This is a genomic window from Nostocoides vanveenii (assembly GCF_039531165.1).
GTDB lineage: Bacteria > Actinomycetota > Actinomycetes > Actinomycetales > Dermatophilaceae > Nostocoides_A > Nostocoides_A vanveenii.
The window spans coordinates 37,454-52,641 of record NZ_BAAAPN010000011.1 but is presented as its reverse complement, the minus strand read 5'-3'; the positions used below and the strand labels follow the sequence as shown (position 1 = coordinate 52,641).

The following is a 15,188-nucleotide window of genomic DNA, read 5'->3' as shown; positions in this document are numbered from 1 at the left end:
GGCGGGCGTCGCCCGGACGTCACCGGTCGCCGGGACGACCACTGGATGAACTCCACGATGACGGATGCCGCGGGCGATAACAAAATCCTCACGGCGGCGGCAGGGGTGCCGCCCGTGGGCAATAGGGTTTGTTGACGTGGCGACCTATGACGTCATCTGGGTGCCCAAACAGGGCGCCGCGCGGGCGGCGAACCGCGACGAACTGGCTGCTCTGCTCGCGCGCGACGACGGTTTCGTGTGGGTCGACGTACCCGAGCCGGACGACGACGACCGGGCGATGCTCGCCGACGCCTTTGGCCTCCATCCACGGGTCATCGACGATTGCTATGAGCGCAATCACGTCGCCCGGCTGCACTACTACCCCGGCTACGTCTATCTCGCGCTGCACCGGCCCTTGCCCGGCGCGGCCGGCCACGTGCACTATCTGGAGATCGACCAGATCGTCGGGAAGCACTACCTGATCACCACGCACGGGCCGCGCAATCCCGCCGTCGAGTTGGCCGCCATGACCACCGAGACGCGCGAGATCGCGGCCCGCCTCCTGGCCGGACGCTTGACCCCCGAGGGCCCGATCGCCTTGGCGTATGCCGTGACCTCCGCGCTGACCAATGCCGAGGAGCGCATCGTCAACACCGTCGCGGGCGAGATCGGTCAACTGGAACAGCGGGTGATGGCCCAGGCCGACGACGATCACCCCCAGCAGTTCCTCGACGAGTTGTTCACCGCGCGGCACGCGCTCCTGACCGTCCAGACGATGGCCACGCAGAGCGCGGAAGTGTTCGCCCGGGTGGGGCGGCTGATGGTGGATGCGCCCAAGGCCGATGGGCGCCGGATCGCGGACCTGCGTGATCAATATCTGCGGCTGGAGCGGATCACCCGGGCGCAGATGGAGTTCCTGCACGGGGTGACCGACTTCTATCGCGCGCGCACCGACACCCGGATGACGATCGCGGCCGAGCGGTTGGCGGTCATCGCGGCCGTGACCTTGCCGGTGACCGCGATCTCGTCGGTGATGGGGATGAATGTCATCGTCAACGCCGACACCCATTGGGGGTTGCTCGCCGTCCTGCTGGTCGTGATGATCGCGCTCTCGACGTGGTTGTTGCGCTGGGCCCACCGCCAGGGCTGGTGGTAGGCGGGGCCAGGCCGGACGGGCCGTGGCCGGACCCCGGCGCCTTGCGAGAATGGCAGTGTTTTGGCTCCCCTTGCCGGGGTTGGCGGCCCTTGCATCGCTATACCGATGCAACGCTGGACGAACCCCGCAAGCGTGGCAGAACGCTGCCATTCTCCAGGTCAGGGGCGGCGCGCCAGGATGGCCTCGGCAATCGCGTGCGCTGCCGTATGCGGATCCATCCGCCCCGCGGCCACGTCGGCCGCGCTCGTGGTGATCTGCGGCGCGAGGCGCTCCCCGAGCGCGCGCAGCACCAGGGCTTCGATCTCGGCCCGGGCCCGGCGGGCCCGCCGCGCTGCCAACTCCCCCGTGCCGGCCGCTCGCTCCCGGTGCGCGTCGATCGCCGCGACCAGCTCCGCGATGCCGGTGCCGTCGAGGGCACTGATCGGCACGATCGCCGGCCGGGTCCCCGTGCCATCCGCCCGAACGGTCAGGTTCAGGGCTTGCCGGATCTCGCGGACGGTGCGGTGCGATCCCGGCAGGTCGGACTTGTTCACCGCGAAGACGTCGGCGATCTCCAGGATGCCGGCCTTGGCCGCCTGGATGCCGTCACCCATGCCCGGCGCCAGCAAGACGACGGTGGTGTCCGCGGCCCCGGCGATCTCGACCTCCGACTGACCGACCCCGACGGTCTCGACGAGGATCACGTCATACGCCAAGGCGGCGAGCAGCCGGATGGCCTGGGGCGTCGCGGCCGCCAGCCCGCCGAGGTGTCCACGCGCCGCCATCGAGCGGATGAACACGCCGGGGTCGGCGGCGTGCTCGTCCATCCGAATCCGGTCGCCGAGCAGTGCGCCGCCGGTGAAGGGTGAACTCGGGTCGACGGCCAGGACCGCGACGCTCAACCCACGGGCGCGCCACGCGCCGATCAACGCGCTCGTCGTCGTCGACTTGCCTGCCCCTGGGGCTCCGGTGATCCCGACGACGTGCGCCGCGCCGGGCCCCGGCGGCAGGGCGGCGAAGACCTCGGGCAGCCCGGGGTGGCCGCTCTCGATCGCCGAGATCAGCCGGGCCAGCGCCCGCGGCGACCCGGCGCGTGCCGACGCGACCAGGTCGGCCGCGGCCAGCGGACGCGGCATACCGGCCGGTGTCCTCGGGGTGCGTCAGGCGCCGGGCACGCGCACGATCAAGGCGTCGCCCTGACCGCCGCCGCCGCACAGGGCAGCGGCGCCGATGCCGCCACCGCGCCGCTTGAGCTCGTTGGCCAAGGTGAGCGTGATGCGGGCGCCGGACATCCCGAGCGGGTGCCCCATGGCGATCGCGCCGCCGTTGGGGTTGACGTTCTCGGGGTCGAGGCCGAGCTCGCGCGCGGAGACCAGGCCGACGGCCGCGAAGGCCTCGTTGATCTCGACCACGTCGAGGTCGCCGGGGGTAATGCCTTCCTTGGCGCAGGCCGCCTTGATCGCCTCGGCGGGCTGGCTCTGCAGGGTCGAGTCGGGTCCGGCGACCACGCCGTGGGCGCCGATCTCGGCCAGCCAGGACAGGCCCAGCTCCTCGGCCTTCGACTTCTTCATCACGACGACTGCGGCGGCGCCGTCCGAGATCTGCGACGCCGAGCCGGCCGTGATGGTGCCGTCCTTGGCGAAGGCCGGGCGCAGGCCGGCCAGCGACTGCGCCGTCGTGTCGGCCCGGATGCCTTCGTCGGACTTGAACTCAATCGGGTCGCCCTTGCGCTGCGGAATGGAGACGGCGACGACTTCGTCGTCGAAGAAGCCGTCCTTCCAGGCCCGCGCCGCCAACTGGTGGCTGCGGGCCGAGAACTCGTCCTGCTCCTCGCGGGTCACGGCGCGCTCACCGGTGTTGGCGGACTCCGTCAGCCCGCCCATGCCCTGCATGGTGAAGACATCGGACAGGGCGTCGAAGTCCATGTGGTCGCGCAGGGTGACATTGCCGTATTTGAAGCCATCGCGGCTCTTCTCCAGCAGGTGCGGGGCATTGGTCATCGACTCCTGGCCGCCGGCGACGATAATCTCGAACTCCCCGGCCCGGATCAACTGGTCGGCGAGGGCGATCGCATCGATGCCGGAGAGGCAGACCTTGTTCAGCGACAGGGCCGGGACCGACATCGGGATGCCGGCCTTGACGGCCGCCTGCCGCGCGGGGATCTGCCCCTCGCCGGCATAGAGCACCTGGCCCATGATGACGTAGTCGACGTCCTCGGGCTTGACGCCGGACTTCTCCAGCGCCCCCTTGATGGCGAATCCGCCCAGGTCGGAGCCGCTGAAGCCCTTCAGCGATCCGCTCATGCGGCCCATCGGGGTGCGGGCGCCGGCGACGATGACGGTGGGATCGGTGGACATGCCAAACCTCTTCATTGATTCGATGGCCGTATGCCGTCGATGCTAGCGAGCGCTTCCCTCACCTCGCCCGCCGCGCGGCGGTGACCCTCACCACCCATGGGCCATTCCCTCGGGGTCGAAGACGTCCTCGATCCGGCAGCCGAAGGCCGCCGCGATCTTGAACGCCAACGGCAGCGAGGGGTCGAAGCGTCCCCGCTCGATGGAGATCACGGTCTGCCGAGAGACCCCCAGCAGGTCGGCGAGGGCCGCCTGGGAGAGCCCGCGACCGGCCCGCAGCTGCGCGACTCGGTTGTCCATGGCCGGTCACCGGTTCCCGAGCCGGACCCAGCCATAGGACAAGGCGAACAGGCCGAGACCGACGACGAGCACATGGGTCAGCCCGATGGTTGAGAGCCAGGACACCTGCAGGGCCGACCCGATGGTGTCGATCGCGATCAGGCCGCCAAGGGTGCCGAAGAAGGCATTGGCCGCGGCCTCGGTGAGCCAGGTGCGCTCGATGTCGTCTTTACCCTTGTCGAGTTCGGCGTCGGTGCCGGCGCGGTCGAACCAGAGAAGTTGCAGTCCGGCGGTGAAGATCGGCCAGCTCATGACGGTCATGACGGTCAACGCGACCGCGGTCGGTCGCTCGGGATTGCGCCAGGCATAGAGCGCCCCGAAGCCGAGGGCGAGGAGTAGGCCGGCGGCGAGCGCGGCTGCCCAGGAGCGGAGGTGGGTGGTGATGGACATGGGTGGACCCCCTGGTTCGGCGAACATGACGAGGAATGTCAAGCGCGCTTGACGTCAAGGACGCTTGACACACGCGCGCCTTGTCAAGCGACCTTGACATCACTTGTCGTGATCACCGATTCAGGGGAGGTGGGCGAGAGCACATGGTGAGCGGCGCAACCGCGGGAGAGCACCGGCATACGCTGATCGGCATGACGGACGCCAGCGCTGACCTGTTCACCCAGATCGACCACGTCGGCGTGGCCGTCCCCGACCTCGACGCGGCGATCGCGTTCTACTCGCAGACATACGGCATGCGGATGCTGCACGCGGAGACCAACGAGGAGCAAGGCGTGCGCGAGGCGATGATGGCGGTCGGGGAATCCGGCTCCTGCATCCAGTTGCTGGCGCCCCTGACCCCCGCGTCGACGATCGCGAAGTTCCTCGACCGCTCCGGCCCGGGCATCCAGCAGATGGCCTACCGGGTCACCGATATCGACGCCGTCAGCGCCACCTTGCGCGAGCGTGGCCTGCGCCTGCTCTACGACACCCCCAAGCGCGGCACGAGCAACAGCCGGGTCAACTTCATCCACCCCAAGGACGCCGGCGGCATCCTCGTTGAACTCGTCGAGCCGGCGGGTGAGCAGGCTCACGCGTGACGCCAATCTCATTCGGCGATCGCTGATCGGGGGCGGGAAATAGGTTCTAGTGAGGTCGCCGAATTCAGGCGATCTCCGTTGTCCCCGAACGCCATCCCGCACAGCCACCCGCAAGGAGCCACGACGCCGTGAGCATGCAGACGATCCTCGATGCCATCACCTCGGGAGACCGGACCGCCGAGACGTATGCCGCGATCCCCGTCCCCGAGAGCTACCGCGGCACGACCGTCCACAAGGACGAAATTGGCATGTTCGAGGGGCTGCCCTCCCGTGATAAGGACCCGCGCAAGTCGCTGCATCTCGACGAGATCCCGGTCCCCGACCTCGCTCCCGGGGAGGCCCTCGTCGCGGTGATGGCGAGCGCGATCAACTACAACACCGTCTGGACCTCGATCTTCGAGCCGGTGCCGACCTTCGGCTTCCTCGAGCGCTATGGCCGCCTCTCGCCCTATGCCAAGCGCCATGACCTGCCCTATCACGTGGTGGGCTCGGACCTCGCGGGCGTCGTGCTGCGCACCGGTCCGGGGGTACACCTGTGGAAGCCCGGCCAGGAGGTCGTGGCCCACTGCCTGTCCGTGGAGTTGGAGAACGCGGACGGCCACAACGACACGATGATGGACCCGGAGCAGCGGATCTGGGGCTTCGAGACCAACTTCGGCGGCCTCGCCGAACTGGCGATCGTCAAGGCCAACCAGCTGATGCCCAAGCCTGCCCATCTCAGCTGGGAGGAGGCGGCCTCGCCCGGGTTGGTCAACTCAACGGCCTACCGTCAGTTGATCTCCAAGAACGGCGCCGCGATGAAGCTCGGCGACCGCGTGCTCATCTGGGGCGCCTCCGGCGGCCTCGGATCCTATGCCACCCAGATGGCGCTCGCCGGTGGCGCGACGCCGATCTGCGTCGTCTCCTCCCCCGACAAGGCCGCAATCTGCCGGGCCATGGGCGCGGAGTTGATCATCGACCGGCGCGCCGAGGGCTACCAGTTCTGGAACGAGGACAACACCAAACAGAACCCCAAGGAATGGCAGCGCCTCGGCAAGAAGATCCGCGAACTCACCGGCGGGTATGACGTGGACATCGTCTTCGAGCACCCCGGCCGCGAGACCTTCGGCGCCTCGGTCTATGTCGCCCGCAAGGGCGGCACCATCGTCACCTGTGCGTCCACCTCGGGCTATCTGCACGAGTATGACAACCGGTATCTGTGGATGAACCTCAAGCGGATCATCTCCAGCCACTTCGCCAACTACCGCGAGGCGTGGGAGGCCAACGAGTTGATCAACCGCGGGCTGATCCACCCGACGCTGTCCAAGACCTATGCCCTCGACGAGGTGGGCCAGGCCGCACTGGATGTCCACCACAACCTGCACCAGGGCAAGGTCGGTGTGCTCACGCTGGCGCCCGAGGCCGGCATGGGCGTCACCGACCCCGAGAAGCGGGCCCGTTTCGAGAGCGAGATCAACCGCTTCCGCGGCGAGTAGCCCACGCTGAGCGGCGAACTTCCCGGGGTGTCTTAGATTTGGGCGGTCAGGGCAGGCCGAGCGATGCGGAAGTGAGGGGCGTATGCCCAGAATGCGTCTCGGCCGGTACGCCGAGTTCCAGCGCCGCCAGCGGGCCGCCCTGCGTGCGAGCCAGCATCCGCATCAACGCGTGCCCGCCGATGAGAGGGTGGCTGCTCGCGCGCCGGAGGCCGAGGCTGCCGAGGCGACGCCCGCTGCGGGATCGGACCGGGATCCGGGCGGGACGACCGTGGGGGGCGAGCCCACGGCATACGGCCCGGGCGCGGAAGCGCACGGTGCCCATGCTCAAGGCGGCGCCACCGCGGCCAGCCCGTATGGCGTGGCCGGCCGCCCGCTCAATCGCTACTCCCCGCTCTACATCGGCTTCGTCGGTGCGGTCGGTGTCATCCTCGCCATCGGCCTGGCGCGGATGCTGGCGAAACTGTCGACGACGATCACGATCCTCGTCGTGGCGTTTTTCCTCGCGCTCGCGCTGGACCCCATCGTCGGGTGGCTGTTGAAGAGGGGCGTGCGTCGCAGCCTGGCCGTCAGCGCCGTCTTTGCCGGTGTCGTTCTCGTCTTTGCCCTGCTCGGGTTGCTCGTGGTGCCGACCGTCATCCCCCAGGGCGCGGCGCTCTTGGAGAACGCCCCGGAGTATGTCGATCGGGCGCTCAACTCCTCGCTGGTCAAGCGGCTGGATCAGGATTATGGCATCGTCGACCGACTGCAGAGCGAGATCAACTCGCGGTTGACCGACGCGGGTTTCGTCAGCCAGATCTTCGGCGGCGTCCTGGGCGCCGGCCGGGCGTTGGCCAATGGCGTCTTCCAGTCCTTCACGGTGCTGATCTTGACCCTCTATTTCCTCGCGTCACTACCGACCGTCAAGGGCGCTGTCTATGCCATGGTCCCGGCGTCGCGGCGCCCGCGGGTCATCTCCCTCGCCGAGGAGATCATGCGCCGGACGGGGTCGTACGCCATCGGGCAGGTCGCCGTCGCAACGATCAATGCGCTTGCGTCCTATGTGATGATGCGCCTGGTCGGGATTCAGTATGCCGCTGTGCTCGCGGTGATGGTGGGCTTCCTCGGGCTCATCCCGATGGTCGGTGCGACCATCGGCGCGGTGCTGGTCTGCGGTGTGGCCTTCTTCTCCGAGCCCCGGGCGGCCCTGATCGCGGCCACCTATTACCTTATCTATCAGCAACTCGAGAACTATGTCGTCGCGCCGCGGATCATGGCGCGGACAGTGGCCGTGCCGGGAGCCGTCACCGTCGTCGCCGCACTAGCTGGCGGGACCCTGCTCGGCATCCTTGGCGCGCTGCTCGCCATCCCCGTAGCGGCCGGGCTCTTGCTGCTCTACGAAGAAGTCCTTTTGCCCCGCCAGCGGCACGCGTGACGCCGACGGCCGGAGTCCGCGCGGAGACGTCAAGGGCGGCGGGTCCGCGTCCCCACGAACCCGCCGCCGCGCGAAGGTGCCCCCCAGCGACCCTCGTCATAAGCCAAGACGCCACAGCGCACGAAAAGGTTGCCCGGGGTGGATGTGACCTGGATCACATTCGAACGCGGGCACTGCCCGGGTCGTAGAGCGGACGAAGCGAAACCCGCGCCGGCACCAGATCGCCGGCGATCTCGACGCTCCACTCCCCCTCATCCAGCCAGCCAGTCGTGACGGCCTCGGGGGCCTCGACCATGGCCAGCCCGACCGCACCACCGAGGGTCCAACCGTAGGACGCCGCCCGGATGTAGCCGACGAACTCCCCGTCCCGATAGAGCGGCTCGGCGTGGAAGAGCAGCCGCTCCGGGTCGCGCAGCAGGATCTGGACCAGGCGGCGCCGGGCGGGGGCGGCCTTGGCCGCCAGAGCCGCCGCCCGGCCGCGGAAGTCAGCCTTGTCGAGCGCGACCGCGAAGCCGAGGCCCGCCTCGTAGACATCGTCGGTGTTGTCGATGTCGTGCCCGTAGTCGCGGTAGGCCTTCTCCATGCGCAGGCTGGCCAGCGCCTTCAGGCCATACGGCTGGAGCCCGTAGGCCGTTCCCGCACCGAGGATTTCGCGCCACACGCGCGCGGCATCGCCTGCGGGGAGGTAGATCTCGTAGCCGAGCTCGCCGGCATACGTGATCCGGGCCAGGAGCACGGCGCGGCCGGCGAGGGTGACCTGACGGACGGCGCGGAAGGGGAAGGCGTCGGTGCTCAGGTCGGCGTCGGTGAGCGCTGCGAGCACCTCCCGCGAGCGCGGCCCCTGGATAGCAAACTGCGCCAGCGCCGTCGTGACATCGTCGATGGTGACCTCGAGGCCGGCGGCCGCCCGCTGCAGCATGCCCTCGACGTGCCCGTATGCCGTGTCGCTCGCGACGACGACGAAGTGCCGCGCGCCGAGCTTGGTCACGGTCAGGTCGGCCTGCAGTCGAGCGTCGTCGTCCAGCCACTGGGTGTAGGTGATCACGCCCGGGTCGCCGTCGACATCGCCGGCGCTGAGGTGCCTGAGCACGCGGCCCGCGTCGGCGCCGGTGATGCGCCACTTGGCCATGAAGGACATATCGATCAGGCCGGCGCGCTCGCGGACGGCTTCGTGCTCGGCGCGCCAGTGGGCGAACCACGGTTGCGGGCCCCACCCAGGCTCGGCCTGCGGGGTGTTGCCGGGCCCGGCGAACCAGTCCGCGCCCTCCCAGCCACTGACATCGCGCAGGTAGCCGCCCGCGGCCAGAAGTTCGTCGTGCACCGGGGAGCGGTGGACACCACGCCCGGTCTTCAGTTGCACACCGGGGGTGTGGGCGGCATACACGGTGCCGAGGATCTCGGCGGTGCGCGCGGCGCGGTAGGTCGGGTCAAGTTGGAAGCCGCGGAAGCGGTCGAGGTTGATGGCCGTCACGTCGGCGTCCGGCCGGCCGGTGAGGATCCAGTCGGCCATGATCCGGCCGAGGCCGCCGGCGGAGAGGATGCCGATGGAGTTCAGTCCCGCACAGACGAAGTAGCCGGGCAGGCTCGGGGCCTCGCCGACCGCGGGCAGCAGGTCCGGGGTGAAGGATTCCGGGCCGCAGAAGAATTTGCGGATCCCGGCTTCGAGGGTGACCGGCACGCGGGACATCGCGCGTTCCAGGAAGGGCGTCATCCGGTCCCAGTCCGGCGGGATCTCGCCGAAGGAGAAGTCGCGCGGGATGCTGTCGACGCGCCACGCGGCGGCGCGCGGCTCGAAGAGGCCGACCATCATCCCGCCGCCCTCCTCGCGGTAATAGCCGTAGGCCGCGGGGTCCTCGAAAACCGGTGCGTCCGGGCTCATCCCCGCCAGCGGCTCGGTGATGAGGTAGTAGTGCTCGGCGGCCTGGTTGGGCACGACGATGCCATTGGCCTGGGCGAATTCGCGGGCCCACATGCCGGCGCAGTTGACGACGATCTCGGCCTCGACGTCGCCCGCGTCGGTGGCGACGCCGGTCACCCGGGACAGACGGCCCTCGGGCGTGGTCAGGACGCCGGTGGCCCGGACACCCTCGACGATTGTCGCGCCGTGCTGCCGGGCGCCGCGGGCCAGCGACATCGTCAGGTCGACCGGGTTGACCCGGCCGTCGCCGGGGACATAGAAGCCGGCGAGCAGGTCGTCGGTGCGCGCCAGGGGGAAGAGGTCGGCCATCTCCTTGGGCGTGATCTCGTGGATCTCCAGCCCCATCGGGCGCTGGAAGGAAGCGACCCGGCGGTATTCGTGGAGGCGGTCCGCGTCGGCGGCGGCCTCGATCAGGCCGACCGGTTTGAAACCGGTCGCCACGCCCGTCTCGGCCTCCAGCCGCGCATACAGGTCGCGGCTATAGAGGCGAATGCTCGTGCTGGTCTCGCTCGTGCTGCCGAAGCAGGTCATCAGGCCGGCGGCGTGCCAGGTGGTGCCGCTGGTGATCCGGTCGCGCTCGAGGAGGAGGACGTCGCGCTCTCCGGCGAGGGCGAGGTGATACGCGACCGAGGCGCCGATGACGCCGCCACCGACGATGACGATGCGAGCTCGTGTCGGGAGTGCCTGAGTCACCCGCCAAATCTAGGACACCCCCAAAACGGCCTCGTTCGGCGGGGCATCGGGCCCGGCAGCGGGTGCAGCTGGCCGGGCGGCCGGCTACGCGCGGGGGGAGGGATCGGCATACGGTGATCCCCGTGACGCGCACTCCCGCCCAACTCGCCGCCCTGGCCAGCGCCGCGGTGCCCGGCCTCAACCCGGTTGCCGCCGGGCCCTTCCCCGTCGACCCGGGGGCCGCCATCGACGCGGCACTGGTCGAGGACACCGAGGGGCGCTCCTGGATCGTGCGGGCCTCGGCCTCGGCGGCCGCCGCGGTCGAACTCAATGCCGGGGCTGCTGTGGCCCGGATCGTCGCCAAGCGACTGCCCGTGTCTGTTCCCGTGCCGCGAGGGTCGATCGGCACCGCCGACGGCGGGCGGGCGCTGGTGCACACGGCGATCCCGGGACGCGGCCTGAAGTTGGCGGCGATCGAGCCCGATTTCGCCATCGCGACGGCCCTGGGCCAACTGATCGCCACCATCCACGACCAGGATCCGGCGCTGTTCGAGGACGCGGGTCTGGAGAGCTACACCCCGGATGAGTACCGGCAGCGTCGATTGACCGACCTGGACCGGGCCGCGTCGACCGGCCGGGTGCCGGCGAATCTGCTGACGCGCTGGGAGGCCGCGCTGGAGAATGTCGCGCTCTGGCAGTTCGCGTCCGCCACCCTGCACGGGGGACTGGAGGGCCGGCACGTCCTGGTCACTCTCGACGACGAGGGCGAGGCCACGATCCGGGGTGTCGTCGGTTGGCGCCGGGCCAAGGTCGCTGACCCCGCCGACGACTTCGCCGCGATCGTGCGCGAGGTCGCGCCACCGGCCGTGGTCGCGATCGCCCGCGCGTATGCCCGGGCGCGCGCCACCCGGCCCGACCGCCACCTGCTCACGCGCGCCACGCTGGTCGCCGAGCTCGGCTATGTCACCGACCTCTTCGATGCGCTCGCCGCCGGCTATCCGCAGGTGGTGGAGGACGCGACCGATCGGCTGCGCCAGCTCGCCGATGCGGTCCACGACACGGAGCTGATGCCCTCCGGACCGCCGGCCGGACCGCCGGCCGCGGCGCCGTCCGACGTGCCGGTCAGCCCAGCCCAGGAGGGTGAGCCGCCGGCCGCAAAGTCCGCTGGCATAGCACCGAGTCCGCGACCCTGAACCCCAGGTGAGGGAAAGCCCCGAGCCGGCAGCGGACTTTCGGCGCTCCGCCGCCGCCCGCACCGACCCTCACTCCAGCGTCGCAATCAGGGCTTCGAGGTCGGTGCCGGAGCGCAGCGCCGGATAGACCGTCTCACCGGTTGCGGCGTAGTAGAACGCGGCATCGACCTGCGTGGCCTCGTCCAACCCCCGCAGCCGGGCGTAGGCCGCGCGGTAGATCGCCAGCTGGACCGCCTGGGCGTGGGCCTCGGCGCCGACCGGGGGGCGGCCGGTCTTCCAGTCGATGATCGTCACCCCGCCGCCTGGCCGGGCGAAGACCGCATCGATGCGGCCGCGCACGGCGAGCGATCCGACCACGGCCTCGACGGCGACCTCCACCTCGATCGGCACCTGAGCGGCCCAGGGGCCGGCGAGGAAGTGGCCGATCAACTCGTCCAGGTCGTACTCGTCGGGCGCGTCGTCGTCGGCGCTGCCCGGCAGATCGTCCGGGTCGAGCAAGGCGGCGCGCCGGTAGTGACGCTCCACCCACAAGTGGAAGGTCGAGCCGCGGCGTAGCGCCGGAGCCGGCGGCTGGGGCATCGGTCGCCGGACCGAGACGGCGAAGGCGTCGGGATCGGCGGCGAACCGGACCAGCTCGGTCGTCGTCAGATGCCCGTCGAGGGCATCGAGGATGCGCCAGTCGCGCGGCGGGGCCGTCCCCTGCCAGGCCCGATCGAGCGTGCGGCGCCGCTCGCGCTCGGCGAGCAGGAGTTCGACCTGTTCGGAGACGACGGGTGCCGCCGGCCCGTCGCCGCGCTCGGCGGCCTGCACAAGATCAGCGGCCGCGATCAGGCCGGCGGGGGTCGGTGGCCGGGTGGGCCAGGCACCACGCATCGGCTCGGCGAGGCGAGGATTGGCCGCGCCGGGCTCCGGGTCCGGGACCCACGTGCCGATCTCCAGCAGGTCGGGGCGTTGCTCGAGCAGTTCGGTCAGGAAGCGGGACGGCACCCGCGGCGAGGCCTGCGTGCCCCAGACCGCACATGTCAGCAGCATTCGGTGCCGGGCCCGAGTCAACGCGACATAGGCCAGGCGCCGTTCCTCATCCAGCAGATGCCGGCCGGCAGCGGCCCGGAACTCCTCGCGCCGGGTGTCAAGATCCTTGGCGCCGGTGGCAGAGCGCCAGTCGAAGCCGGGCAGGTCGTCTCGGTCGCCGCGCAGGTCATAGGGCAGGCCGTCCAGCCCCACCGTCCAGGCCCCGTCGTTGGGCTCCGACGCGCGCCACTGTTGTGTGGCCTCGTCGTAGACCGACTGAACGGACTTGTGCACGGGGAAGCCGGCCTCCACCAGACCGGGGACGGCCACGGCATCCCACTCCAGGCCCTTGGCGGCATGGACGGTCAGCACGTGCACGGCTCCCGGGGCGATGTCGATGGTGCCGAGATCGAGGCCCCGCTCCTCCAGGAGTGCCGCATCGAGCCAGGCGAGGAAGCCGCCGAGCGTCGGCCGGTCGCTGCTCGCGGCGAAGGACGCGGCGACATCGGCGAAAGCATCCAGGTGGGCGCGTCCAGCCGCTGGGCTGAACTCGGGTCGGGCCAGCACCTCGATGTCGAGGCCCAGGATGCGCTCGGCAGCACCGACGAGGTCGGCGAGCCCGACGGCGTTCACCGACCGAAGCTCGGCGAGCCGCGCGGCGAGCGTGACCAACCGCCGGCTCCCGGTAGCGCTGACACCCGCGGCCTCGCGTTCACCGGTCGTCGCGCGGCCGAAGTCGACGAGCGCCTCGACCAGGCTGACCCGGTCGGCCGCGTCGGCCGACAGGTCCGACGGGCCGGCAGACGCGCCGTTTGGTGTCGGTGGCTGTTGGCGGGATCGGGCCCAGGCATGGAAGCGGTCGAGGTCGGCCGCGCCCAGCCGGCAGAGCGGACCGGTCAGCAGCCGCATCAACCGGTCGCCACGTGCCGCATCGTGGGCGATGCTCAGCAGCGCCACGACATCCTGCACCTCGGGGGTGAGCAGCAAGCCGCCGAGACCGACCACTTCATAGGGCAGGCCCGCTGCTCCGAGGGCTTCGATCACCGGCTCGAATTGCGAGCGCTTGCGGCACAGGACCGCCGCCGATTTGGCTCCGCCTGCCAACTCCGCGCCGATCCACGAGGCAACCGCGGTGGCTTCGGCCTCGACGGTCTCGGCGCGGGCCACGTCGATCCGGCCGTCGGGGGCCTGCGGTGCCGGATCGAGTGGCGTGACCGGGACGCGGGAGCGCGCGCGCAGGGGAGCCGCGACGACATTCGCGGCGGCCAGGATCCCCCGGTCGTTGCGCCACGTCACGCTGAGGGGCAGGACGGGCGTGGCCTCGCCACCGAAGGCGACGGGGAACTGGGCCAAGGTGGCCGCGCTCGCCCCGCGCCACGCATAGATCGACTGATTCGGGTCGCCCACAGCCGTGACCGGGTGCGCGCCCGAATCCGGGGCGAAGAGCGCGGCGAGGAACTGCAGTTGAGCGTGCGAGGTGTCCTGGAACTCATCGAGCAGCACGGCACCGAACCGGGCGCGCTCGATGATGCCGACCTCGGGGAAGCGCATCGCGATCCGGGCGGCGAGCGCCATCTGGTCGGCGAAGTCGAGGGCGCCGCGCCGGCGCTTGAGGTCACCGAACCGCTCGAGCACCGGGACCAGCGCCCGCCGTCCGCGCAACGCGGCCCGCATGTCCTTCGACCCGGACAGCAGTGGCTTCCCGCCGGCCTCGATGGCGGCGAGGCGCGTGTCGATCGCATTGAGCCACCCGGCGAGTTCGGCCGGGGTCACCAGGTGCTCGGCGAGCTCACCCGCGAGATCGACCACGGCGTTGGTGATGGTCGACTCGGCCTTGCCGATCTCATCCAACGGCCCGTCGTAGGCCGTGACCACCTCGGCCGCGACCTGCCAGGCCGCCGCTTCGGAGAGCAGGCGGGATTCCGGCTCACGGCCCACGCGCAGGGCATGCTCGCGGACCAGTCGCGCGGCGTAGGCATGGTAGGTCGAGATCGTCGGGGGCGCCGCACCGAGGTCGGCCGTCCCGTCTGCCGGCTGCCACAACCCGGCCTCCCGGAGCGCGCGTAGGCGGGCGACGACGCGCGCCGAGAGCTCGGCGGCGGCCTTGCGGGTGAAGGTCAGGCCGAGGACCTGATCGGGATCGACAAAGCCATTGGCCACCAGCCAGACGACGCGGGCGGCCATGGTCTCGGTCTTGCCCGACCCGGCTCCGGCGACGACGAGCATCGGCCCCGGCGGCTGCTCGATGACCGACTGCTGCTGAGCCGTGGGTCGCGGCTGGCCGAGGGCGTCGGCGATCCGTTTGGCCGACAGGCTCGGGCCACCCGGCCGCCGGACACGCGCCAGCGGCGAGCGGCTACCGGGCGAACGGTCAATGGGGCTGGGATCCGTGGCCGGGTGCTCACGGTCGGCGCCCGACTCAGCGGCCGGCGGCAGCACAAGCAAGGGGTCCTGGCCCTCGAACTTACCTGCGCTTCGGCGGGCCGTCCGCCGGCCGTCGGCCCGGCGAGCGCTGGCACGATCAGCGCCGGCCCCGGCGCGTTCCGGATCGGTTGCCGGGCAGTCTGGATCGGTTGGCGGGCGGGCCGCACGCTCAGCGCCGGCCTTGGGCGCAGCGGGGGCGGGCGGGAGGGGGTCGCTGAACAGGGGCAGATCAGCGGCTCGCGACATCGG

11 protein-coding genes are annotated in these 15,188 nt (G+C 70.7%); 5 read left to right on the top strand and 6 right to left on the bottom strand.

Annotated elements, in window-relative coordinates:
* The first annotated feature begins 136 nt into the window (after nucleotides 1-136).
* On the top strand, nucleotides 137-1,135 hold the full coding sequence (locus ABD209_RS02010; RefSeq protein WP_344061362.1) for a CorA family divalent cation transporter: 999 nt from the start codon (nucleotides 137-139) through the stop codon (nucleotides 1,133-1,135).
* A 158-nt stretch (nucleotides 1,136-1,293) separates the two neighbouring features.
* Here the strand turns inward: ABD209_RS02010 and meaB are convergent, their stop codons facing one another.
* The 4 genes from meaB to ABD209_RS01990 form a co-directional block, all read right to left on the bottom strand.
* Nucleotides 1,294-2,250: a methylmalonyl Co-A mutase-associated GTPase MeaB gene (meaB, locus tag ABD209_RS02005; RefSeq protein ID WP_344061359.1), complete on the bottom strand. Its 957-nt coding sequence runs from the start codon at nucleotides 2,248-2,250 to the stop codon at nucleotides 1,294-1,296.
* Between the two features lie 24 nt (nucleotides 2,251-2,274).
* Nucleotides 2,275-3,471 (bottom strand): acetyl-CoA C-acetyltransferase, encoded by a 1,197-nt coding sequence (locus ABD209_RS02000; protein WP_344061356.1) that lies wholly within the window; start codon nucleotides 3,469-3,471, stop codon nucleotides 2,275-2,277.
* 87 nt (nucleotides 3,472-3,558) lie between these two features.
* A complete protein-coding gene (locus tag ABD209_RS01995) occupies nucleotides 3,559-3,768 on the bottom strand; it encodes a helix-turn-helix transcriptional regulator (protein WP_324388702.1) in 210 nt (69 codons plus the stop codon).
* Nucleotides 3,769-3,774: 6 nt separating this feature from the next.
* Nucleotides 3,775-4,197: a hypothetical protein gene (locus ABD209_RS01990; protein WP_344061351.1), complete on the bottom strand. Its 423-nt coding sequence runs from the start codon at nucleotides 4,195-4,197 to the stop codon at nucleotides 3,775-3,777.
* 191 nt (nucleotides 4,198-4,388) lie between these two features.
* Between ABD209_RS01990 and mce the strand changes: the two genes are divergently transcribed.
* From mce to ABD209_RS01975, 3 genes are all read left to right on the top strand, one after another.
* Nucleotides 4,389-4,835 carry a methylmalonyl-CoA epimerase gene (gene mce, locus ABD209_RS01985; protein ID WP_344061348.1) on the top strand — a complete coding sequence of 149 codons (447 nt, stop codon included), beginning with the start codon at nucleotides 4,389-4,391 and terminating at the stop codon, nucleotides 4,833-4,835.
* 134 nt (nucleotides 4,836-4,969) lie between these two features.
* Nucleotides 4,970-6,310, top strand: coding sequence for a crotonyl-CoA carboxylase/reductase (gene ccrA / locus ABD209_RS01980; RefSeq protein ID WP_344061496.1), 1,341 nt, complete (start codon nucleotides 4,970-4,972; stop codon nucleotides 6,308-6,310).
* An 82-nt stretch (nucleotides 6,311-6,392) separates the two neighbouring features.
* The gene (locus ABD209_RS01975) at nucleotides 6,393-7,721 is read left to right on the top strand and encodes an AI-2E family transporter (protein WP_344061345.1); all 1,329 of its coding nucleotides are present in this window, start codon (nucleotides 6,393-6,395) and stop codon (nucleotides 7,719-7,721) included.
* Between the two features lie 154 nt (nucleotides 7,722-7,875).
* Here the strand turns inward: ABD209_RS01975 and ABD209_RS01970 are convergent, their stop codons facing one another.
* Nucleotides 7,876-10,332, bottom strand: a complete 2,457-nt coding sequence (locus ABD209_RS01970) for a GcvT family protein (protein ID WP_344061342.1) — start codon at nucleotides 10,330-10,332, stop codon at nucleotides 7,876-7,878.
* A 122-nt stretch (nucleotides 10,333-10,454) separates the two neighbouring features.
* Here ABD209_RS01970 and ABD209_RS01965 point away from each other — a divergent pair, with 122 nt between their 5' ends.
* On the top strand, nucleotides 10,455-11,504 hold the full coding sequence (locus ABD209_RS01965) for a phosphotransferase (RefSeq protein ID WP_344061339.1): 1,050 nt from the start codon (nucleotides 10,455-10,457) through the stop codon (nucleotides 11,502-11,504).
* Between the two features lie 69 nt (nucleotides 11,505-11,573).
* Here ABD209_RS01965 and ABD209_RS01960 read toward each other — a convergent pair whose 3' ends face one another.
* On the bottom strand, nucleotides 11,574-15,185 hold the full coding sequence (locus ABD209_RS01960) for an ATP-dependent helicase (RefSeq protein ID WP_344061336.1): 3,612 nt from the start codon (nucleotides 15,183-15,185) through the stop codon (nucleotides 11,574-11,576).
* Nucleotides 15,186-15,188: the final 3 nt, after the last annotated feature.

Bases quoted from the DNA above. Each gene is read 5' to 3' on its own strand.
- meaB (WP_344061359.1), bottom strand. From the start codon at position 2,250: ATGCCGCGTCCGCTGGCCGCGGCCGACCTGGTCGCGTCGGCACGCGCC.
- ABD209_RS02000 (WP_344061356.1), bottom strand. From the start codon at position 3,471: ATGTCCACCGATCCCACCGTCATCGTCGCCGGCGCCCGCACCCCGATG.
- ABD209_RS01995 (WP_324388702.1), bottom strand. From the start codon at position 3,768: ATGGACAACCGAGTCGCGCAGCTGCGGGCCGGTCGCGGGCTCTCCCAG.
- ABD209_RS01990 (WP_344061351.1), bottom strand. From the start codon at position 4,197: ATGTCCATCACCACCCACCTCCGCTCCTGGGCAGCCGCGCTCGCCGCC.
- mce (WP_344061348.1), top strand. From the start codon at position 4,389: ATGACGGACGCCAGCGCTGACCTGTTCACCCAGATCGACCACGTCGGC.
- ccrA (WP_344061496.1), top strand. From the start codon at position 4,970: ATGCAGACGATCCTCGATGCCATCACCTCGGGAGACCGGACCGCCGAG.
- ABD209_RS01975 (WP_344061345.1), top strand. From the start codon at position 6,393: ATGCCCAGAATGCGTCTCGGCCGGTACGCCGAGTTCCAGCGCCGCCAG.
- ABD209_RS01960 (WP_344061336.1), bottom strand. From the start codon at position 15,185: ATGTCGCGAGCCGCTGATCTGCCCCTGTTCAGCGACCCCCTCCCGCCC.